The 19,872-nt window shown below is 63.7% G+C and carries 17 protein-coding genes; 5 read left to right on the top strand and 12 right to left on the bottom strand.

Annotation, left to right across the window (positions count from 1 at the left end; genetic code table 11):
* Positions 1-10: 10 nt before the first annotated feature.
* Complete coding sequence (locus Amn_RS17210; RefSeq protein ID WP_286290732.1) at positions 11-796, bottom strand: TSUP family transporter; 786 nt, start codon at positions 794-796, stop codon at positions 11-13.
* 162 nt (positions 797-958) lie between these two features.
* Between Amn_RS17210 and Amn_RS17205 the strand changes: the two genes are divergently transcribed.
* A complete protein-coding gene (locus tag Amn_RS17205) occupies positions 959-1,390 on the top strand; it encodes a tellurite resistance TerB family protein (RefSeq protein WP_067961052.1) in 432 nt (143 codons plus the stop codon).
* 109 nt (positions 1,391-1,499) lie between these two features.
* Here the strand turns inward: Amn_RS17205 and Amn_RS17200 are convergent, their stop codons facing one another.
* The 8 genes from Amn_RS17200 to Amn_RS17165 form a co-directional block, all read right to left on the bottom strand.
* On the bottom strand, positions 1,500-3,125 hold the full coding sequence (locus tag Amn_RS17200) for an ABC transporter ATP-binding protein (protein ID WP_067961055.1): 1,626 nt from the start codon (positions 3,123-3,125) through the stop codon (positions 1,500-1,502).
* Positions 3,122-3,988: an ABC transporter permease gene (locus tag Amn_RS17195; RefSeq protein WP_286290728.1), complete on the bottom strand. Its 867-nt coding sequence runs from the start codon at positions 3,986-3,988 to the stop codon at positions 3,122-3,124. Before Amn_RS17195 ends, Amn_RS17200 begins: the two co-directional genes overlap by 4 nt.
* Positions 3,985-4,932: an ABC transporter permease gene (locus Amn_RS17190; RefSeq protein WP_067961060.1), complete on the bottom strand. Its 948-nt coding sequence runs from the start codon at positions 4,930-4,932 to the stop codon at positions 3,985-3,987. The genes Amn_RS17195 and Amn_RS17190 overlap by 4 nt, the downstream gene beginning before the upstream one ends.
* A gap of 196 nt (positions 4,933-5,128) precedes the next feature.
* The gene (locus Amn_RS17185; protein WP_067961064.1) at positions 5,129-6,610 is read right to left on the bottom strand and encodes an ABC transporter substrate-binding protein; all 1,482 of its coding nucleotides are present in this window, start codon (positions 6,608-6,610) and stop codon (positions 5,129-5,131) included.
* A 136-nt stretch (positions 6,611-6,746) separates the two neighbouring features.
* On the bottom strand, positions 6,747-8,027 hold the full coding sequence (locus tag Amn_RS17180; protein WP_067966379.1) for an acetylornithine deacetylase/succinyl-diaminopimelate desuccinylase family protein: 1,281 nt from the start codon (positions 8,025-8,027) through the stop codon (positions 6,747-6,749).
* 126 nt (positions 8,028-8,153) lie between these two features.
* Positions 8,154-8,654 (bottom strand): RidA family protein, encoded by a 501-nt coding sequence (locus Amn_RS17175; RefSeq protein WP_067966382.1) that lies wholly within the window; start codon positions 8,652-8,654, stop codon positions 8,154-8,156.
* A 125-nt stretch (positions 8,655-8,779) separates the two neighbouring features.
* Complete coding sequence (locus Amn_RS17170) at positions 8,780-9,193, bottom strand: c-type cytochrome (RefSeq protein ID WP_246340539.1); 414 nt, start codon at positions 9,191-9,193, stop codon at positions 8,780-8,782.
* Positions 9,194-9,243: 50 nt separating this feature from the next.
* Positions 9,244-10,845, bottom strand: coding sequence for a flavin monoamine oxidase family protein (locus Amn_RS17165; RefSeq protein WP_246340537.1), 1,602 nt, complete (start codon positions 10,843-10,845; stop codon positions 9,244-9,246).
* Positions 10,846-11,153: 308 nt separating this feature from the next.
* On the opposite strand from Amn_RS17165, the gene Amn_RS17160 reads away from it, so the two are divergent.
* The 4 genes from Amn_RS17160 to Amn_RS17145 all read left to right on the top strand — a co-directional run bounded on the left by Amn_RS17160 (position 11,154) and on the right by Amn_RS17145 (position 16,454).
* Complete coding sequence (locus Amn_RS17160) at positions 11,154-11,582, top strand: L,D-transpeptidase (RefSeq protein ID WP_083948557.1); 429 nt, start codon at positions 11,154-11,156, stop codon at positions 11,580-11,582.
* A 337-nt stretch (positions 11,583-11,919) separates the two neighbouring features.
* Complete coding sequence (locus tag Amn_RS17155) at positions 11,920-14,769, top strand: molybdopterin oxidoreductase family protein (RefSeq protein WP_286290714.1); 2,850 nt, start codon at positions 11,920-11,922, stop codon at positions 14,767-14,769.
* Complete coding sequence (locus Amn_RS17150) at positions 14,766-15,533, top strand: 4Fe-4S dicluster domain-containing protein (RefSeq protein WP_154383932.1); 768 nt, start codon at positions 14,766-14,768, stop codon at positions 15,531-15,533. The genes Amn_RS17155 and Amn_RS17150 overlap by 4 nt, the downstream gene beginning before the upstream one ends.
* A gap of 3 nt (positions 15,534-15,536) precedes the next feature.
* Entirely contained in the window at positions 15,537-16,454 is a 918-nt protein-coding gene (locus tag Amn_RS17145) for a dimethyl sulfoxide reductase anchor subunit family protein (RefSeq protein WP_154383933.1), read from the top strand.
* Between the two features lie 4 nt (positions 16,455-16,458).
* Here the strand turns inward: Amn_RS17145 and Amn_RS17140 are convergent, their stop codons facing one another.
* The 3 genes from Amn_RS17140 to Amn_RS17130 form a co-directional block, all read right to left on the bottom strand.
* The gene (locus Amn_RS17140; protein ID WP_182573523.1) at positions 16,459-17,418 is read right to left on the bottom strand and encodes a lipid A biosynthesis lauroyl acyltransferase; all 960 of its coding nucleotides are present in this window, start codon (positions 17,416-17,418) and stop codon (positions 16,459-16,461) included.
* A gap of 55 nt (positions 17,419-17,473) precedes the next feature.
* Positions 17,474-18,502 carry a zinc-binding dehydrogenase gene (locus Amn_RS17135; RefSeq protein WP_286290711.1) on the bottom strand — a complete coding sequence of 343 codons (1,029 nt, stop codon included), beginning with the start codon at positions 18,500-18,502 and terminating at the stop codon, positions 17,474-17,476.
* A gap of 89 nt (positions 18,503-18,591) precedes the next feature.
* Positions 18,592-19,863, bottom strand: a complete 1,272-nt coding sequence (locus Amn_RS17130) for a beta-ketoacyl-ACP synthase (protein WP_286290709.1) — start codon at positions 19,861-19,863, stop codon at positions 18,592-18,594.
* Positions 19,864-19,872: the final 9 nt, after the last annotated feature.

Genomic DNA, 19,872 nt, shown 5'->3' with positions numbered 1-19,872 from the left:
CAAAACGCCGTCACAGGCCGATCATCACGCACAGCGGGTTGGTGGGGTCGATGAGCAGGCGGATGGCCAGTGCGACGCAGGTGCAGACCAGCAGCGGCTTGATCAGCTTTGCGCCGTTGCGCATTGCCATGTGGGCGCCAAGCCGGGCGCCGAGGAACTGGGCAATGCCCATCAGCACCCCGATCTTCCAGGCAACCACGCCGACAAGCGCGAAGGCAATGAAGCTGCCGACATTGGAGGCGAAGTTGAGCAGCTTGGTATGGGCGGTGGCCTTGAGCACGCCGTAGCCGGCCAGGGTGACGAAGGCGAGCATGAAGAACGAGCCGGCGCCGGGGCCGAACACGCCGTCATAAAAGCCGATCAGCGGCACCACTGTCAGTCCGAACAGCAGGGGCGGCAGGCGTTCGACGCGATCGACGTCATCCATGTTGGGCTTGAACGCGAAGTACAGCGCAATCGTGATCAGCAGGAACGGCAGAAAGATGCGCAGGATGTCGCCGGGCAGGACCGTCGCCAGCATGGCTCCGAGCATCGCGCCGACGAATGAAATGGCTGCGAACGGCAATTGCTTGCGCAGGTCGACATGGCCTTTGGCGGCGTAGCTGATGGTGGCGGAGCCCGAGCCGAACAGCGATTGCAGCTTGTTGGTGCCGAGCGCCTCGAGCGGCGGTAGGCCGGCGAGCAGCAGTGCCGGAATGGCGATCAGGCCGCCGCCGCCTGCTATGGAATCGATGAAGCCGGCGATGAAGGCAGCCACGATCAGGATCAGCAAGGTTTCTGTGGCTATGTCGAACATCGGTGCGGAGATCTGTCCAGGAGTATGAGGCCTTCGACCACAGCGCACCCGCTTGCGCAATAGCGCGTCGGCGGCAATGCTGGCCCAGCCATTGGGCCAAGTGTTTTTCGCCGTGCATTGCTCTATATCGGAATTGCAGTTGCCTCGACGGAAGGGATTCGCATGGTAACAGGATTGCTGACCCAAATTCTGAACATGTTCGAGGGCGACCCCGGCGTCCGCAAGGTCGCCGACGACCCCGTGCTTTCGGCCGAGCTGCTGCTGCTGTTCCGGATGATCCTCGCCGACGGTGTCGCCAGTGAAGCCGAGATGATCGCCTTTCGTCGGATCTGCACCGAAGCCTTCGGCATCGCCGAGAGCAGCATCGATGGCGTCATCGAATATCTCAACGAGTTCGGCTACGAGACCAACGGTTCGCAGGCCATCGCCATGTTCCGTGATCTCGACGTCGAACGACGCCGGCAACTGGCCCGCCACATGGCCGAGATCGCCAAGGCCGACGCCCATCTGGCGGAAAACGAGGTCAAGCTCCTGCGCCGCACGCTCGATTTGCTGGGCATCAGCCCCGTCGATGTGGTGAAGCCGGCGACTTAGGCTTTTTTCCAGGCTTGATCGCCGGGTCCCCGCTGCTTCGCATCGTCCCGGCGTTCGCTAGCCTTTCATCGTACACTGGCACGATGAATTCGCTAAGCGAACCGGCTGCTCACCCCTGTTCCTGCAGCCTCCGGGCGATTGCCCGGTGCAGGTCGGGTGCTGCCGAGACAAGTGCCTGCGCGGCCTCCGTCTGCGGATGGTCCAGCACTTCAGATGTCTTGCCGCGCTCGACGATCCGCCCTTCATGCATGATCAGAACGTCGTCTGTTATGGCGCGGGCGACGGTCAGGTCGTGTGTGATGAAGAGATAGGCCACGCCCAGCTTCTGGTTGAGCTCGGCGAACAGGTCGAGGATTTGCGCGCGGATCGAGACATCCAGCGCCGACACAGGCTCGTCCGCCACCACCAGCTTGGGCCGGGTGATGATGGCGCGGGCGATCGACAGGCGCTGGCGCTGGCCGCCTGAAAACTCGTGCGGGTATTTCTCCATGTCGGAACGGCTGAGGCCGACTTCATGCAGGGCGCGACCGACCATGTCGCGACGTTCCTTGCGGTCTGGCTTGCGCTCGAGAAGATGCAGCGGTTCGCCAACAAGCCGCTCGACGGTGTGACGCGGGTCGAACGAGCCGTAAGGGTCCTGGAACACCACCTGCATGTTGCGGCGGGCGCGGCGCATGGCGGTCTCGTCGGCGCGGGTAATGTCCATGCCGCGAAACTTGATGGTTCCATCGGTGGGGGTGTCGAGCGCAAGGATCATCCGCGCAAGGGTCGACTTGCCGCAACCGGAGCGGCCGACAAGCGCTACCGAAGCACCCGGCTTCATCTTGAGCGAGACGTTGTCGACGGCACGGACGGGTTCCGGCTTCGAAAACAGCGACCGTCGCCGGCCGGGATAGTCCCTGGTCAGATTGGCGACGTCGAGCAGGGTGTCGGGTGCGGTTTCGTCGATATGAGGCCTGACGCGGGCCGGCACGTGCATCGAGGCCAGAGCCAGCTGGCGGGTGTAGGGATGGGTTGCCTCCGACAGCGTTCGTGCGGTGTCGCCACACTCCGTCACCATGCCCTGGCGCAGGATGGTGATCCGGTCGGCCATTTCGGTGACGACGGCGAGGTCGTGCGAGATGAACAGCAGGCTCATCCGGTTTTCGCGGACCAGTTCCTTGAGCAGGTCGAGGATCTGCGCCTGCAGCACGACGTCGAGTGCGGTCGTCGGCTCGTCGGCGATCAGCAGTTTGGGCTTCAACGCGCAGGCGATGGCGATGGCGACGCGCTGCCGCTGGCCGCCGGACAATTCGTGCGGATAGCGCGACAGCGGGAATTTCTGCTCCGGCAGGCCGACCCGGTCGAGGATTTTCCGCGCTTGCGCCTCGGCCTCGGCCCGGCTCGCCCTTGTGTGCCACCTGATGCCTTCGGCGACCTGCTCGCCGATCGTCTTGACCGGATTGAGCGCTGTCATCGGCTCCTGGAACACCATGCCGATGTCGTCGCCGCGCAGCGCGCACATCTGGGCCTCGGTGGCAGAGAGAATGTCGATGCCGTCAAAGGTGACACGCCCCTTCATCTGCGATGCCGCAGGCGTGAGGCGCATGACGGCAAGTGCCGTCATGGATTTTCCCGACCCGGATTCTCCGACGAGCCCCATCACCTCGCCGGGTTCGATGGCGAGGTCGATCTCCTTCAGCACCTGCGTCCGGCCGATCCTGAGCGACAGCTTTTCGATCTCGAGCAGGCTCATGGGCGACGCCTCGACCGCGGATCGAAGATATCTGAGATGCCGTCGCCGAGCAGGTTGAGCCCAAGCACGGTGATCAGGATCGCGCAGCCGGGGAACAACGCCAGCCATGGCGACACCATCATCAGCGTCTGCGCGTCGAACAGCATGCGTCCCCAGCTCGGCATCGGCGGCTGCGTGCCGAGCCCGACATAAGACAGGGCGGCCTCGGCCAGGATACCAAGCGCGAACTGGATGGTGCCTTGCACCAGGAGCAGGTTGGCGATGTTGGGCAGGATATGCTCGACGGTGATGCGGCTCTTGTTCTTGCCGGCGGCACGGGCGGCAAGGATGTATTCGCGCGGCCAGATCGACAACGCGCCGGCACGCGCGACGCGGGCGAAGACCGGGATGTTGAAGATGCCGATGGCGATGATGGCGTTGATCGCGCTCGGTCCGAAGACAGCGGTGATCATGATCGCCGACAGCAATGCGGGAAAGGCGAAGACGAGATCGTTGAAGCGCATCAGCGCCTCGTCGACCCAGCCACCACGCGCTGCCGCCCAGCAGCCGAGCGGCACGCCGATGCCCATGCCGATGACGACCGCGACAAGCGCCACGGCGATCGAGTTGCGCGCCCCGATCATGATCATCGACAGCACGTCGCGGCCGAAATGGTCGGTGCCGAACCAGTGCTCTGCGGAGGGCGGCTGCATGCGGTCGGCGACGACGAGCCTGGTGACGTCGAAGGGGGTCCAGAAGAACGAGATGGCCGCCATGGCAGCGACGACCAGGGCGATGACGAGGCCGATGACGAAAGAGCGGTTGCCGAACGCACGGCCGACGAATTCGCCGAAACCTTCGCTGTGAGGTATCGCTTCGTTCATTGCCGTGCCCTCAGGCGCGGGTCGACCAGCGCATAGGACAGATCGACGATCAGGTTGACCAGCACCACGGCGGCGACCAGCAGCATCACCACGCTTTCGACGACGATCAGGTCGCGCTGGATGATCGCCTGGAAGACAAGGCGTCCCAGGCCCGGCAGATAGAAGACATTTTCGATGATGATGGTGCCGGCGAGCAGGAAGGCGAATTGCAGGCCCATGATGGTCAGCACCGGGATCATGGCGTTGCGCAGCGCGTGCCGCCACAGCACTGCGCGCATCGGCATGCCCTTGGCGCGTGCCGTGCGGATGTAGTCCTCGTTGAGCACCTCGATCAAGGCGGCGCGGGTGACGCGGGCCAGGATCGCCGCCTGCGGCAAGGCGAGGGCGAGCGCCGGCAGGATCAGCGCCTTGAGCGCCGGCCAGATGCCGTTGCCCCAGCCGGGAAAGCCGCCGGCGGGCACCAGCCGCAACCAGACGGCGAAAACATAGACAAGCAGCAGCGCGAACCAGAAATTGGGCATGGCGACGCCGACCTGTGCCACGGCCATGGCAGCGGTGTCGCCAGCCTTGCCACGGCGCGCGGCGGCGAACAGGCCGACGGGGATGGCAATGAGTGTCGAAAGCGTCAGGGAGATCACCGCAAGCGGGAAGGAGACGACAAGCCGCTCCCTGATCAGGTCGATCACCGGCACCGAATAGGTGTAGGATTTGCCGAAATCCAGCCGGAGCAGGCCGCGGATCCAGTCGAGATAGCGCAGGATCAGCGGCTGGTTCAGCCCCATCTGCTCACGCAGCAGGTCGACCTGCGCGTCACTGGTGTTCATGCCCAGCATCAGCCGGGCCGGATCTCCGGGGACGACCTCGAGCATCAGGAACACGACGAGCGAGGCGACGATGAGGGTCGCAATTCCGATCAACAGGCGTTTGAGCAGATAGATCGTCATCAAGCGCAAACTGCCCGAGAAAATGCCGCTTCGAAAGCTCGCAAAGGTTGCAGAGAAGCGCAGTTCACAGAACTCTTGCGATGCTCCCAGAAATAACGGCGACGAAGTTCGTCGCGAGTGCCTTCATATCGGCAGGCAACATGCCGTGCTTCCGCCAAGCGGGTGGTGGCGCACCCGAAGGCGCGCCACCTTGTCATCAGTCGGCCCACTTCACCTTGGTGAGGTCGTTGGCCTGGATGGGCGAGTTTTCCCACAGGCCTTCGACCTTGGCGTCCCAGATGCCGACCTTGGGCAGTTCGAACAGGAAGCCGTTGACGGCATCGTCGGCGAGAATCTTCTGCGCCTGCTTGTAGAGCTCGGTGCGCTTGGCCTCGTCGGAGGTCAGGTTGAGCTCGTCGATGACCTTGTTGAAGGCCGGGTTGTCGTAATTGAAGTAGTAGTCCTTGCGGGCATAGATATCGATGTCGTTGGGCTCGGTGTGCGAGACGATCGACAGGTCGTAATCCTTGTCGGTGAACACCTGCTTGAGCCAGTCGGCCCATTCGACCGGGATGATCTGCAGGTCGATGCCGATCTCGCGCAATTGCGAGGCGATGATTTCGCCGCCCTGGCGGGCGTAACCGACCGGCGGCAGCTTGAGCGTCGCCTTGAAGCCATCGGCGAGGCCCGCTTCCTTGAGCAGTTCCTTGGCCTTGGCGATGTCGTGCGGATAGGTGCCGGTCAGGTCGATATAGGCCGGGTTGTGCGGGGCGAAATGCGAGCCGATCGGCGTGCCCAGGCCACCGGTCGCGCCGTCGATCAGCGCCTTGCGGTCGATGGCATGTGCGATCGCCTGGCGCACCTTGAGATTGTCGAAGGGCGGCTTCTTGTTGTTGGTCGACAGCACCGTTTCACCCTCGGTGGTGCCGATGACCACCTTGAAGCGCGGGTCGGCCTTGACCTGGGCGAGCGCATCGCCGAGCGCAAAGTTGGGCAGCGCCTGCACGTCGCCCGAAAGCAGGGCAGGGATGGCGGCGGCGGCGTCGGGGATGATGCGGAACTCCGCCTTGTCGAGCGCCACCGGATCGCCCCAGTAGCCATCGGCCTTGACCAGCGTGATCGACGAGCCCTTGGCCCAGTTCTGGAACTTTAAAGGGCCGGTGCCGACAGGCTTTTCCTTGTTGGTCTCGGCGCTCTCCGGCGCAACGATCACCGCGTCGCCCCAGCCGAGATTGTAGAGGAACGAGCCGAGCGGGTTCTTGAGCGTCACCTTGACGGTGGCCGGATCGACGACCTCGATGGTGTCGATCGGCGCAAACAGGCCTTTCTGCGCGTTGACCGAGCTTTCGCCACGGGCGCGGTCGAGCGAGAACTTGACGTCGGAGGCGTCGAAGTCGCTGCCGTCATGGAATTTCACGCCGGAGCGCAGCTTGAAGGTGTAGGTCTTGCCGTCGTCGGAAATCGTCCAGCTCTCGGCCAGATCGGGCAGCACCTCGCCGCGCGAACCGATGCGGGTCAGGCCTTCGAAGACGTTGGCGTAGAAGACTTCGTCGATGGCGGCGGCTGCGCCTGCCGTCGGGTCGAGATGTGGCGGCTCCAAGGGCATGCCGAGCACGAGGTCGGTGCGGGCGGCCATCGCGGCGGTGCCGGAGGCCAGCGCCAGCGCTGCGGCCGCCAGTATGGTTTTCCATTGCTTCATGCTCAGATCTCCCCGCTTCGACTTCGACGGGCCGGATAGAAGCGTGATTTCCCGGCCGAGTAAATCGCGTTTGTTGCAATTGCAGCAGTGCTGCGGAAATGATTTTCTCACGGCCCAACAGCCGTTGCTTGCCCGCTCAGCCGCTGAACTGGCCGCGCAGCAAGATGTCGAGGCCTATTGCCATCACCTTCGCCGACTGGACCATGTCGTCGATGCCGACCCATTCGTCCGGCCGATGGGCGAGGTCGAGAATACCCGGGCCATAGGCGATGCAATCGTACAAATGGCCGATGCGGGCGACGTGCTTCTGGTCATAGGTACCGGGCGAGATGACATATTCTGGCTCCTTGTCGAAGATCTCGCGTATGCCCCTGGCAATGGCCGACGCCACCGGCGCATCGCGCTCGGTCATCAGCGGCTGGACCTCCATGATGTCGCGGATCTCGTAGTCGAACTTCTTCCGCTCGCTCTTCAGGCGGTCAAGGATGCTGGTGACTTCGCCTTTGACGTCGACGATGTTTTCTTCCAGCAGGAAGCGACGGTCGATGGTCAGGCGACAGGAATCGGGCACGTTGGGCGAGGGCAGGCCGGGGCGAAAATCGTCGGTCTGGCCGCCATGGATCGAGTTGATGTTCATCGTCGAGCGCCTGGCGCCTTCCGGCACCACCGGCATTCGCGTCGTCTTGCGGTCGAGCGCGGGAAACAACTCCCGCTCGAAGGCTTCGAGCACGGCCCCCATGTGGCGGACGGCGCAGTCGCCGAGGAACGGCATGGAGCCATGTGCGATCTCGCCCTTGGTCTCGATTTCCGCCCACCAGACGCCGCGATGACCGAGGCAGATACGGTCCTTGTTGAGCGGCTCGGGAATGATGACGTGGTCGACCCTGGGCCTGGAGAAATACCCCTTGCCGGCGAGATAGGCGACGCCGCCGAAACCGCCCGACTCCTCGTCAACGGTGCCTGATATCTCGATGGCGCCGGGAAAATCCGGGTTGGCGTCCATGAAAGCTTCGGCGGCGATGATCGAGGCCGCCAGCCCGCCCTTCATGTCGCAGGCGCCGCGGCCATAGACGCGGCCGTCGCGGATCGTGCCGGCAAATGGATCAACCGACCAGCCTTCGCCCGCCTCGACGACGTCGATATGGGAATTGAAATGGACGGTGGGTCCGGCCACCCGGCCGTCGAAACGGGCAACGACATTGATGCGCGGATAGCGATCGGTGTCGCCTGGCGTGCCTTCGGCTCTGATGTATTCGACGCCGAAGCCGCGCTTGGCCAGGCGATTGCCGAGATATTCCGCGCAAGGGCGATAGGCGTCGCCGGGCGGGTTGATGGTGGGAAAACGGATCAGCTCCGCAGTCAGTTCCGCCAGTTCTTCACGACGGTCGTCTATGATCTTGAAAAGCTTGTCATACATGCGGTCGACATTGTTCACTTTGTCTGGCTTCACCTTGCCCGGATTGTTGCCAGTCTTGCGCATCCGTCAGCTGCTGTCGAGCGCGCAGGCTGCCTGTTTCGGGGCAACCCGCGCAAACCGTACCACTCACGGCCGGACGGCGGTGACCTCGATCTCGATCAGCCAGCCGGGCGCGACGAGGCCGGCGACCTGCATCACCGAGCGGGCCGGCAGGTTCGGTTGTTCCTTGGTGCCGAAAAACTTGGTGTAGCTGTCCATGAAGCCGGCAAAATCCATCTTGCCGCCCTGTGCCGGATCACCGACGAGGAAGACCTGCATCTTGACCACGTCGCCCATCTTGAGGCCGAGCCCTTCGAGGGTCTTTTCGATCGATTTCAGCACCGATTCCGTCTGCGTTCTGGTGTCGCCATAGGCGGCAAGGCTGCCCTTCTCGGCCTTCTCGTCGATGACCGAGGGCACGGCGCCGCTGACATAGACCGTCGTCTTGCCGGCGGGGACTTCGACGGCCTGGGCGATCGGAAAGTCCGAATTGGGGTTCTTGTGGCGCACCACATCCTCAGCCAGCGCGCTGCCCGAGAGCAACAGGCCGGCCACGAGCGTGGCGGCGCAGATCCGCAGTGTTGTCATGTCTTTCTCCTTTTGCCGCATGAAATGAAGCAGCCAGCAGGATCACCGGCTGCTTCGGTCGCTGGAGCTGGCGCTCCAAACCTGGTGGATCCAGGCCGTCTGGTGGCCAATCCGGCGTCAATCCGTCAGCGTGCCCCGGCGACGTCTTCCGCCGTCACCGGATCCTTGTAGTCGTTGCCGAAATTGGTCCTGACATAGTTGACCACGGCGGCCACCTGGTCGTCGCTCATCATGCTGCCGACGGGCGGCATGCCCTTCTGGCCATGCAGGATGACGTAGACGGGGTAACCGCCTGATTCCAGGTTCTCGTTCTTGGCGAGCGCCGGATATTTGCCGGCGCCGACGGCGCCCTGGCCCTGGTCCATGTGGCAGGCCTGGCAGACATTGGCGTAGAGTTCCTGGCCGGTTTTTTCGGAGAAATTGTCACCATCGCTGAAGGTTGCACCGGCCGAGTCGGCCAGGGCAGCACTCGCCTGGAATGTAGCGAAGATGACGGCGGCGGTGATTTGGCCGGTTAAAAGTTTCGATTGCTGGGTCATGTCGACATGCCTTGCGAAAAATGAGGATGAAGGATGAGCGGCGGCGGCCGTCATCCGGCCACGACGCGCTGGTGCAGCCGAGTGATCGCATCGAGCGACGACAGGATCGCCCCCTCCATCCACGCCGGGATGTAGGAGGCGTGTTCGCCGGCGAGCACGATGCGGCCATCGATCTGGCAAAGATTGTCGTAGTGCTCCTTGCGCGCTTCCTCGGTCCAGTCGCCGGCACAGCCGAGCGTAAACGGTGAGCGGTGCCAGGCCATCGAGATGCCGTTCTCGAACTCGTCCTTGTATTGCGGGTGGATCATCGTTCCGTATTCGACGGCGCGCTTGACGCGCTCCTCCGGCGCCATCGAGGTGAACTCATAGGAATGCGGCCCGTTCCAGGTGTAGGCGCCGAGCAACACGCCCTTGCCGTTGGTGTTGAAGCTGGTGCTCGGATAGGAGATCTGGGTGATCGGCAGGTCGGTGTAGCTGACGCCGCCGAAGATCAGCTCGTCCTGTTCCCAGAAACGCCGCTTGAACTGCAGGCCGACCTTGACCGACGAGGCATAAGGCACGGCTTCGATCGCCGCCTGCATCGGGGCGCCGACATTGATCTCGATCTGGCTGAGAATGGTCAGCGGAATGGTACAGATGCACCAATCGGCCTTCTCCTCGGCCATCGTGCCCGGTTTCTGGACGTCCTCATAGGTGACGGTGACGCCCTTGTCGTCCTGATGGATCTTCGACACCTTGGCATTGTAGGTGATCAGGTCGCCGACCTCCTTGGTGAAGGCCTTGCCGATCATGTCGATGCCGCCAACCGGCTGGAACATCGTCGTCTGGAACTCGTAAAGGGCGAAATTGGCGAGGCTGCCCCACAGGCCCGAGCTCAATATGTCGGTCAGCGCAATCGGATCGCTCGGCACGGGGGCAGCCCCGAGGCCGCCGCCGGGATCCTTGGCGAAACCGCGGAATTCGGAGTTTGCTATGCTCTTGGTGTAGGCATAGTCCTTGTCGAGCGCACCCCAGGAGCGCAGGGCCTCGACCAGCATCTCCTGGTCTTCCTTGGTGACGCCGCCTTCGAGCTTGCCGGTGTGGGCAACCTTGGCGAGCAGTTCGGAGACATGGCCCTGGAAGTCGATCTTGATGTCGCGCACGCGCTGCGGCTTGCCGCCGAACGCCTTGGACGAATGCAGGAAGGCGTTGTGGTTGAGCTGCTGGAACGGCTCCAGCGTGACGCCGAGGCGCCGGCAATAGGCGAGCAGACCGTTGTGGTGATAAGGGATTCGCCACGGGCCGGGATTGATGTAGAGGCCTTCGTCGAAATCGCATTTCTGCGTCGCGCCGCCGAGCTCGGTGTAGGTGTCGCCGCCGCGCAACGTCCAGTTACGCCCGCCCGATCTGTTGTTGTATTCGAGAATCTTGACCTTGTAGCCGGCCTGCCGGAGCTCGAGTGCGGCCGTCATGCCGGCGAGGCCGGCACCCAGGATAAGCACGCTGGCGCCCTTCGGATCGCCCTCCAGTTTCACCGGTCCCTTGTAGCCTGACTCAACCGCGAGACCGAGGCTGGTCATCGCCTGGTACATCGCGGCAGTGCCTGCCGTGAGGCCGATCAACGACAGCAGGTTTCGCCTGCTCATGCCGCTAAAATATTGGGATGGTTGCATTTTTGAGATCCTCCGGGCGACGGTCCGCCGTGGGCCGCACGTTATCCGGCTGGAGCATCTTGGAACGTGGCTCCAGCTGCGACGGGCAGCCTATGCCCATACCGGGTCGAGTCAACTGGGCCAGACGGGGCGGCGAGGGGCACTGACTTGGGCCACCTGAAAGTCGGCGAAAATTCACGCCATCAACCTCAGGTTGCTGATCTGGTTGCATTCATCTTCCGAGTTCAGTTTTACCAACCGTACAGCTTTTCGTGCTCCCATCGTCGGTGGGCAGGGAAAATACTGCCGGTTTGGGGAGTGTGCGAAGAATGTACAGGGCTCTCTTCTTCATGGTCGCCGCATTGGGCTTTGCTGGCGTTCCAACTCAGGCACTTGCCGATGTTCTTGTCGCGCGGGTCAGTATCGCGACGCAGACCATGACCGTCAGCTTCGACGGGCGGGTGATCCACCAATGGCCAGTTTCGACGGCACGCAGGGGATATGTCACGCCACGCGGCAGCTGGCGGCCGAAGCGCCTGCATCGGATGTGGTATTCGCAGAAATACGACAATTCGCCGATGCCCTATTCGGTGTTCTACAATGGCGGCTATGCCATCCATGGCACGGGTGCGGTCAGGCAACTGGGCCGTCCGGCATCACATGGCTGCGTCCGGCTGCAGACGGCGAATGCCGCGAGGTTCTATTCGCTGGTCAGGGAAGTCGGTGCGAGCAACACGCGGATCGTCGTCACCAACTAGCGTTTGCTGGCGGAAACATACATGCCATTTGCGCCGATATCAGCATTTCTGTTGCAGAATTGCTTCATGCCGCGATGAAAGAGCTTGAACTGAACGGCTCAAGAATTGCTGTCGATCAAGACGGTGCTAATGTGACCGCCAACTGAGTTTCGGGGCGACGTGCCTACGAAAAGGCCGGGGAGTGGGGGCTCCTCGGCCTTTTCATTTCTGGCGTGACTTTAGCCGTCTGGTCTAAGTTGTTGTCTCGGTATAGACAAATTTTGCCGTAGAGAGCCGTTTTCGGGCATTTCCTTTCAGCCGCCGCCTCGCTAGGACTCTTGTTCAGGGAGGCCGCCGGATGAAGTCAGAACCGCATGTAGCGCTTTCGGAACCCGTCTCCGACGAGGTCCGCAAGACCACCTGCTACATGTGCGCTTGCCGCTGTGGCATCGACGTCCATCTCAAGGACGGCAAGGTCCGCTACATAGAGGGCAACCGGGACCATCCGGTCAATCGCGGCGTTCTGTGCGCCAAGGGTTCGGCCGGCATCATGCAGCACTACGCGCCGGCGCGGCTGCGCGCGCCGCTGCTCAGGACCGGGCCGCGCGGCTCGGGTGAGTTCAAGGAGATTTCCTGGGACGATGCGCTGGAGCTGGCGACCGGCTGGCTGGACGGCGTGCGCCATGCCGATCCGAAGAAGCTGGCCTTCTTCACCGGCCGCGACCAGTCGCAGTCGCTGACCGGCTTCTGGGCCCAGCAGTTCGGCACGCCCAACTACGCCGCCCATGGTGGCTTCTGCTCGGTCAACATGGCGGCCGCCGGCATCATGACCATCGGCGGCGCCTTCTGGGAATTCGGCGCGCCCGACTGGGACCGCACCAAGCTGTTCGTGATGTTCGGCGTGGCGGAGGACCACGATTCCAACCCGCTCAAGATCGGCATTTCGAAGCTCAAGAAGCGCGGCGCGCGCTTCGTCTCGGTCAATCCGGTGCGGACCGGCTATTCGGCAGTCGCCGACAACTGGATCGGCATCCGGCCCGGCACCGACGGCCTGCTGATCCTCGCCGTCATACATGAACTGCTGAAAGCGCGGAAAATCGATGTCGACTACATCGTGCGCTATTCCAACGCGACCTGGCTGGTCGTCGATGCGCCCGGAACCGCCGAGCACGGACTTTTCGTCCGCGATGCCGAGGGCAAGCCGCAGATCTTCGAATCCGTCACCGAACAGGTCGTGGCATTGGGCAGCAAAGGCGCGCGGGCCGCACTTTCCGGGCGTGTCGAGCTGCCCGACGGCCGCTTTGCGGTGCCGTCGTTCCAACTCCTCGCCGAAAAATACCTCGACCCGCAATATGCGCCGGAGGCGGTCGCCGCGGAAACCGGCGTCGCCGCCGACGTCATCCGGGGCCTCGCTGCCGAGATCGCGCGCGTCGCCTTCGACGAGGCGATTACGATCGACCAACCCTGGACCGACATGAATGGCGAGCGCCATGAGGCGTTTGTCGGGCGTCCGGTGTCGTTCCATGCCATGCGCGGGCTTTCGGCGCATTCGAACGGCTTCCAGACGGCGCGCGCCCTGCACATGCTGCAGGTGCTGATCGGCGCTGTCGACTGCCCCGGGGCCTTCCGCTTCGAGCCGCCTTATCCCAAGCCGATCGAGGCGCATCCGACGCCGCACGGCAAGGCCGAGCATTTCGGCTCCAACAAGCCTTTGTCCGGCCCGCATCTCGGTTTTCCCCGTGGGCCGGAAGATCTGCTGATCGACGCCGACGGCAAACCGATGCGCATCGACAAGGCGTTTTCCTGGGATGCGCCGATTTCTGCCCATGGGCTGATGCACATGGTGATCGCCAACGCCCATGCCGGCGATCCGTACCAGATCGATCTGATGTTCCTCTACATGGCCAACATGGCGTGGAACTCGTCGATGAACACCGCGGGCGTCATCAGGATGCTCGAGGACAAGGATCCCGCGACGGGCGCCTACCGCATCCCGAAGATCATCTATTCGGACGCCTATTCCTCCGAAATGGTCGCTTATGCCGACCTGGTGCTGCCCGACACGACCTATCTCGAGCGGCACGACTGCATTTCGCTGCTCGACCGGCCAATCTCCGAGCCGGATGCGGTCCAGGACGCCATCCGTTGGCCGGTGGTAGAGCCGGATCGGGATGTGCGCGGCTTCCAGAGCGTGCTGATCGACCTTGGCGCGCGGCTCAAGCTGCCCGGTTTCGTCGACAGCCGCGGCAAGGCGCTCTATGCGGACTATGCCGACTATATCGTGCGCCATGAAAGGCGGCCGGGCATCGGGCCGCTTGCCGGCTTCCGCGGCAGCAATGGCGACCGTGCCGGGCGCGGGGCGATCAACCGTAACCAGCTCGATCGCTACATCGAGAACGGCTCGTTCTTCTCAGCGCATATCCCGCTCGAAGCGCAGTTCTTCAAGCACGCCAACAAGGCCTATCAGGATTTTGCCGTGCGCATGGGCTTCTTCGACGAGCCGAAGCCGGTGACCTTCCAGCTCTACCAGGAATCACTGCAGAAATTCCGGCTCTCGGCCGAAGGCCTGCGTGAACCGGTGGCGCCCGAGACGCATCGTGAGCGCATCCTCGCAACCTTCGATCCGCTGCCGATGTGGTATCGGCCGTTCGAGGAGGCGGCGGTCAGCCGAGAGGACTATCCCTATCATGCCATCACCCAGCGACCGGCGGCGATGTACCATTCCTGGGGCTCGATGAATGCCTGGCTCAGGCAGATCCATACACGGAACCCGCTCTATGTGCCTGGTCCGATCTGCGACGAGATCGGGCTCGTCGATGGCGACTGGGTCTGGGTGATTTCGCATCACGGCCGCATCAAGGTCGAGGTCGCGCGGATGGAAGCGGTCAATTCGAGCACGATCTGGACATGGAATGCGATCGGCAAGCGCGCGGGCGCCTGGGCGCTCGACAAGGATGCACCAGAAGCCAAAAAAGGCTTCCTGATGAATCACTTGATCCATGAACTTCTACCGCCGAAGGGCGACGGGATGCGCTGGTCGAACTCGGATCCGGTGACCGGCCAGGCGGCGTGGTACGATCTGCGCGTGCGCATCGAGAAAGCCGAACCGGCAGAGGTCAGCGAGCCGCATCTTGCCGCCGTCGCGCAACCCGGCGGAGCACGTCCGCATGCTGACGAGCTGCGCTACGGCCAGGAGTGGGCGGAATGACCAGCCTGCCGTCACTGCCGACACCGAAGAAGCTTGGCCTGGTCATCGACCTCGACGTCTGCGTCGGCTGCCATGCCTGCGTCATCAGCTGCAAGGAGTGGAATACCGGCGGCTATGGCGCGGCGCTGTCCGACCAGGACCCGTATGGGGCCGATGTCTCCGGCACCTTCCTCAATCGCATCCACACCTTCGAGGTCGTGCCGGAGGGCGGGCAGGTGATCGGCGAGGCGGGAGAGGCACGCATCGTGCATTTCCCCAAGTCATGTCTGCATTGCGAGGACGCGCCCTGCGTCACCGTCTGTCCGACAGGCGCCTCCTACAAGCGCGCCGAAGACGGCATCGTGCTAGTCGACGAGAGCAAGTGCATCGGCTGTGGCCTGTGCGCCTGGTCCTGCGCCTATGGCGCGCGCGAGATGGATCTGGCCGCCGGGGTGATGAAGAAATGCACGCTCTGCGTCGACCGCATCTACAACGAGACGCTCAAGGAGGTCGACCGGGTGCCGTCCTGTGTCCGGACATGCCCGGCCAATGCCCGGCATTTCGGCGATCTCGGCGATGCCTCATCAGAGGTCTCGCGCATGGTGGCCGAGCGCGGCGGCTACGACCTGATGCCGGAGCAGGGCACGCGCCCGACCAACAAGTACCTGCCGCCACGGCCGCGCAAGCCGCTGGCCGCAAGTGCCGGTTCTGCCGTGCTGGCTGAGAACACCCACGACGCCAAAGGGTTCTTTGCCTGGCTCGACGGCATGCTGGACCGGATCTGAACCATGCATCCCGCCTTCTCCATCATCGTGTTCACCACGCTTTCCGGGCTCGGCTACGGCCTGGCGGCTGTGCTCGGCCTTGGCCTGCTCGACGCCTCGACCCTGTCGGTCAAGCTTGCACACATCGGCGCGCTGGCAATGATCGCAGCCGGCCTGTTGGCGTCGACGCTGCATCTCGGCAACCCGCAACGGGCATGGCGGGCGCTGTCGCAATGGCGCTCGAGCTGGCTGTCGCGCGAAGGCGTGATGGCAATCGCCAGCTTCGTGCCGCTGACTGTTACGGCATGGTTTGCGATCGTCGAGGGGCGTCACCTCGCGGTTGCGGGCCTGGCAGGCACGCTCATGTGTGGCGCCACGGTCTACTGCACGGCGATGATCTACGGTTCGCTGCGCTCGATCCAGGCCTGGAATACAGGGCTAACGCCGCTTTGCTACCTGCTGTTCGCCGCAGCCGGGGGCTTCCTGCTCGCGTCCGTCGCCGGTTATTCATCCGGCAGCCGCGGCCCGGTTTGCGCCGCAATCGCCATCCTGTTTGTCGTGGCGGCGTGGATCTGCAAGCAAAAGTGGTGGACAAGGCTGCGGACACTCGCGCCGTTCTCGACGCCCGAGAGCGCCACCGGGCTTGGCCATATCGGCCATGTCAGGCTGTTCGAGCGGCCGCATGTCAATGAGAACTACCTGACCCGTGAAATGGGCTTCAAGGTCGCGCGCAAGCACGCGCTCAAGCTGTCCAGGCTGGCGATCCTGTCTGGCGGGCTGGCGCCTGTTCTGCTGCTGCTGGTGGCGATCCTTGCCGGCGGGTCGGCCGCCGTGCCGGCTGCCGTGCTGGCCGTGTTCTGCTATGCGCTCGGCCTTGTCGTCGAGCGCTGGCTGTTTTTCGCGGAAGCCCGCCATGCGGTCATGACCTATTACGAGGGATAGCGCTTCAGCTATCGGCCGAGAGCTTGCCCGACTTGTTGACCTTGCGGCGTCGGCCTTCGGTCAAGCCCCAGCGCTTGTGGAACCACATCCACTGGCCCGGATCCTCGCGGATCCAGCGCTCGACGGTGTCGTTGAGCATCTGTGTGGTGGCCTGGACATCGACGGCGCCATCGTCGCGGCGCGGCAGTGCCAGCTTATCTTCGATCGTCAGCCTGTAGCGCCCGCCGGGGAGGCGGATGCAATGCGCCGGATAGACGTCGCAGTCATAATGGCGGGCGAGCATGGCGAGCACCGGATTGGTCTCGCATTCGCGGCCGAAGAAGGTCGTCCTGAGGCCGCGCTTGAACTTCTGGTCGACGAGCACGCCGACATTGCCGCCACGGTCGAGAATGCCGGCGAGTGCGAAGGACGCGCCGCGCTGCGAGGCGAGCAGGTCACCCATGTTCGACGCACGTGTCGAGAAGATGTACTCGGCCAGATAGGGGTTGTTTGGCGGGCGGAACAGCGACGTGATCTTCATGCCGAAGGTGGCAGCGGCGATCGGCAGCAGCTCGAAATTGCCGAGATGGCCGGTGAAGACGATGTGGGGCTTGTCCTCGCTGGCGATCTTGAGGAAATGGTCGTTGCCGGTCACTTCGATACGACCGGGCGTCTCGGCCTCCGGATCGTAGTCGAAAATCTGCCCGAGAAAGATGTACTCAGCGCCAAGCCGGCCCATATTGCCCCACATATCCAAGGCAATGGCTTCGATTTCGGCTTCGCTTTTCTCAGGATAGGCGGCGCGCAGGTTGGAGAGTGCCACGCGGTGACGGCCAAACCACGGACCGACGGTGCGGGCGGCGCGGTCGGCGAAGTTGAGCCCCTTGTCGACCGGCAGCAGGCGCAGCAGCTTGAGCGCTACTAGGGCGACCTGCGCCACCAGCCAGTAGTTGAGCATGCGCAGCCGCCCCATGATGCGCATCATTGTGGGGCTTGGGATCTTGCTGGCCTTCCTGCGGGGCAATTCGCTGGCGTCCTACTCAGTCGATGCGCAGGATGATCTTGCCGAACACGTCGCGACCTTCCATCCGCTTCAGCGCGGTGTCGATGGAAGCAAAGTCGACTTCGGTGTCGATAATCGGCTTGACTAGGCCGGCGGCCATCTTCTGCATGGCGTTGGCCATGTTTTCCATACGACAACCAAAGGAGCCGAGCAGCTTGAGCTGCTGCTGGAACAGCATCATCAGGTTGATTTCGGTCGACACACCCGAGGTCGAACCACACGTGACGAGGCGGCCGCCGCGCTTGAGGCTGAACATCGAGCCTGCCCAGGTGTCCTTGCCGACATGCTCGAAAACGACGTCGACACCCTTCTTCTTGGTCAGCTTACGGACGACGCCTTCGAAGCGGTCTTCGCGATAGTTGATGACGTGATCGGCGCCGAGCGCCTTGGCCTTCTCGATCTTGTCGTTGGAGCCGACCGTGGTGATGACGGTGCAGCCCATCTTCTTGGCGAGCTGGATCGCGGCCGAACCGATGCCCGAGCCGCCGGCGTGGACCAGGATCGTCTCGCCCGGCTCAAGTCTGGCGTTGTCGAACAGCATGTGCTCGACAGTGCCGAAGGTGACGGGCGCGACCGCGGCACCAACGGCGTCGACACCGGGAGGTGCAGGCACCAGCAGGCGCGCCGGAAGGTTGATCTTTTCCTGGGCGAAACCGTCGAGGTGGAAGCCGTGCACACCCGAGACGTGCTCGCAGAGATTGTCGCGGCCTTCGCGGCAGGGGCGGCAAAGCCCGCAGGTGCGGGCGCCGTAGATCGACACGAGCTGACCGGGCGTAAGTCCGGTGACGCCGGGGCCGACTTCATCGACCTCGCCGGAGGCCTCGGCGCCGATGACCAGCGGCATCTTGCGCTTGGCGAACGCCATGCCGCGCCAGCCCCAGACGTCGATGTGATTCAGGGCGACTGCCTTGATGCGCAAGGTGACTTCGCCGAGGCCGGGAGGGGAAGGCGGGGCGATGTCGACCTGCTCGAGCCGGCGGTCCTCAACGAGCTGCAATGCGCGCATGGTGTCGCTAATCCTTGTCGCTGCGGCGCAGCGCATCGAATTCGATGCGCGCGCGGCGTCGCAGTACCTGATTTCGTGTAGGCGGTCGCTTAGACCGGTTCCCGCGCCATGACAAGGCAGGTGTTCTGACCGCCGAAGCCGAAGGAGTTGGAAAGCACGGTGCGAACCTCGGCCTTCCGCTTCACATTCGGCACCACGTCGAGCTCGATCGACGGGTCGGGATTGTCGTAGTTGATGGTCGGCGGAATGACGCCTTCACGCATGGTCATCAGCGAGAAGGCGGCCTCGATGGCGCCTGCTGCCGACAGCGTGTGGCCGATCATCGACTTGTTCGACGACACCGGAATCTTGCGGATGCGCTCGCCGAACACCGTCGACAGCGACAGATGCTCCATCTTGTCGTTCTCGGGCGTCGAGGTGCCATGCGCATTGACGTAGTCGATCTCGTCTTCGGCGAGGCCGGCATCGGCAAGGGCCGCCTTGACCGCGGCGATCGCCGGCGAGCCGTCGGGCTTGGAGCGGGTGCGGTGGAAGTCGTCGGCCTTTTCGCCGCAGCCCCTGAGGATGCCGAGCACCTCGGCGCCACGGGCAAGCGCGCTTTCCAGCGATTCGAGCACCAGAGCTGCCGAACCTTCGGCCAGCACGAAGCCGTCGCGGTCCTTGGAGAAAGGCTTGGAGGCCTTTTCCGGCACGTCGTTGTTGGTCGACAGCGCCGACAGCAGCGAGAAGCGGATCAGCGCTTCGGCCGTCGCCGAACCGTCCGCGCCGACCGACAATGCGCGGTCGCATTCGCCGCGACGAATGGCCTCGACGCCGAGCTGGATGGCGGTGGCACCCGATGCACAGGCGGTCGAGGTGGTGATCGGCAGGCCGCGCGTGCCGAACCGGTCGGCGAGGCGATCGGCGATCGAGCCGAATTGAGAGGTGTCGAACATGTCGAGCGAGTTCTGGCTGCGCGCCACCTTGAGCAGGCGCTCGGAGGCCGAGCCTTCATCGTCGCCGGCATAGAGCGTGAAGCGGTCGCGCCAGTCGAGCTCGACCGGCGGCGAGGCGAGGAACAGCGGCCCGTCGAAGTCGGCGCCGGCAAAACCGGCCTCCTCGACGGCTTCGAGTGCGGCCGTCTCGGCCAGCTCATAAGTCAGCGCGCTGGCACCCTTGGTGCTCGACGGCAGGAAGTCGACCATGCCTGAAATCTGGGTGTTGAGCAGATCGGTGGGGAAGCGGGTGATCGGATGAATACCCGACTTGCCAGCGGTCAGCGCGGCCCAGTTGTCGGCCTTGCCGACGCCAAGCGAGGTGACGACGCCGATGCCGGTGACGGCGACGACGGGTCTGCCGAGGTGATCCTTCAGATTGGTCATGTTTTGTCC

The organism is Aminobacter sp. Y103A (genome assembly GCF_030294925.1).
Lineage (GTDB): Bacteria > Pseudomonadota > Alphaproteobacteria > Rhizobiales > Rhizobiaceae > Aminobacter > Aminobacter ciceronei.
The sequence above is the reverse complement of the archived record's forward strand: the minus strand, read 5'-3'. Positions and strand labels throughout refer to the sequence as shown.

Bases quoted from the DNA above. Each gene is read 5' to 3' on its own strand.
- Amn_RS17195 (WP_286290728.1), bottom strand. From the start codon at position 3,988: ATGAACGAAGCGATACCTCACAGCGAAGGTTTCGGCGAATTCGTCGGC.
- Amn_RS17130 (WP_286290709.1), bottom strand. From the start codon at position 19,863: ATGACCAATCTGAAGGATCACCTCGGCAGACCCGTCGTCGCCGTCACC.
- Amn_RS17155 (WP_286290714.1), top strand. From the start codon at position 11,920: ATGAAGTCAGAACCGCATGTAGCGCTTTCGGAACCCGTCTCCGACGAG.
- Amn_RS17170 (WP_246340539.1), bottom strand. From the start codon at position 9,193: ATGACCCAGCAATCGAAACTTTTAACCGGCCAAATCACCGCCGCCGTC.
- Amn_RS17140 (WP_182573523.1), bottom strand. From the start codon at position 17,418: ATGATGCGCATCATGGGGCGGCTGCGCATGCTCAACTACTGGCTGGTG.
- Amn_RS17165 (WP_246340537.1), bottom strand. From the start codon at position 10,845: ATGCAACCATCCCAATATTTTAGCGGCATGAGCAGGCGAAACCTGCTG.
- Amn_RS17135 (WP_286290711.1), bottom strand. From the start codon at position 18,502: ATGCGCGCATTGCAGCTCGTTGAGGACCGCCGGCTCGAGCAGGTCGAC.
- Amn_RS17190 (WP_067961060.1), bottom strand. From the start codon at position 4,932: ATGACGATCTATCTGCTCAAACGCCTGTTGATCGGAATTGCGACCCTC.
- Amn_RS17175 (WP_067966382.1), bottom strand. From the start codon at position 8,654: ATGACAACACTGCGGATCTGCGCCGCCACGCTCGTGGCCGGCCTGTTG.
- Amn_RS17185 (WP_067961064.1), bottom strand. From the start codon at position 6,610: ATGAAGCAATGGAAAACCATACTGGCGGCCGCAGCGCTGGCGCTGGCC.
- Amn_RS17160 (WP_083948557.1), top strand. From the start codon at position 11,154: ATGTACAGGGCTCTCTTCTTCATGGTCGCCGCATTGGGCTTTGCTGGC.
- Amn_RS17145 (WP_154383933.1), top strand. From the start codon at position 15,537: ATGCATCCCGCCTTCTCCATCATCGTGTTCACCACGCTTTCCGGGCTC.
- Amn_RS17200 (WP_067961055.1), bottom strand. From the start codon at position 3,125: ATGAGCCTGCTCGAGATCGAAAAGCTGTCGCTCAGGATCGGCCGGACG.
- Amn_RS17150 (WP_154383932.1), top strand. From the start codon at position 14,766: ATGACCAGCCTGCCGTCACTGCCGACACCGAAGAAGCTTGGCCTGGTC.
- Amn_RS17205 (WP_067961052.1), top strand. From the start codon at position 959: ATGGTAACAGGATTGCTGACCCAAATTCTGAACATGTTCGAGGGCGAC.
- Amn_RS17180 (WP_067966379.1), bottom strand. From the start codon at position 8,027: ATGTATGACAAGCTTTTCAAGATCATAGACGACCGTCGTGAAGAACTG.
- Amn_RS17210 (WP_286290732.1), bottom strand. From the start codon at position 796: ATGTTCGACATAGCCACAGAAACCTTGCTGATCCTGATCGTGGCTGCC.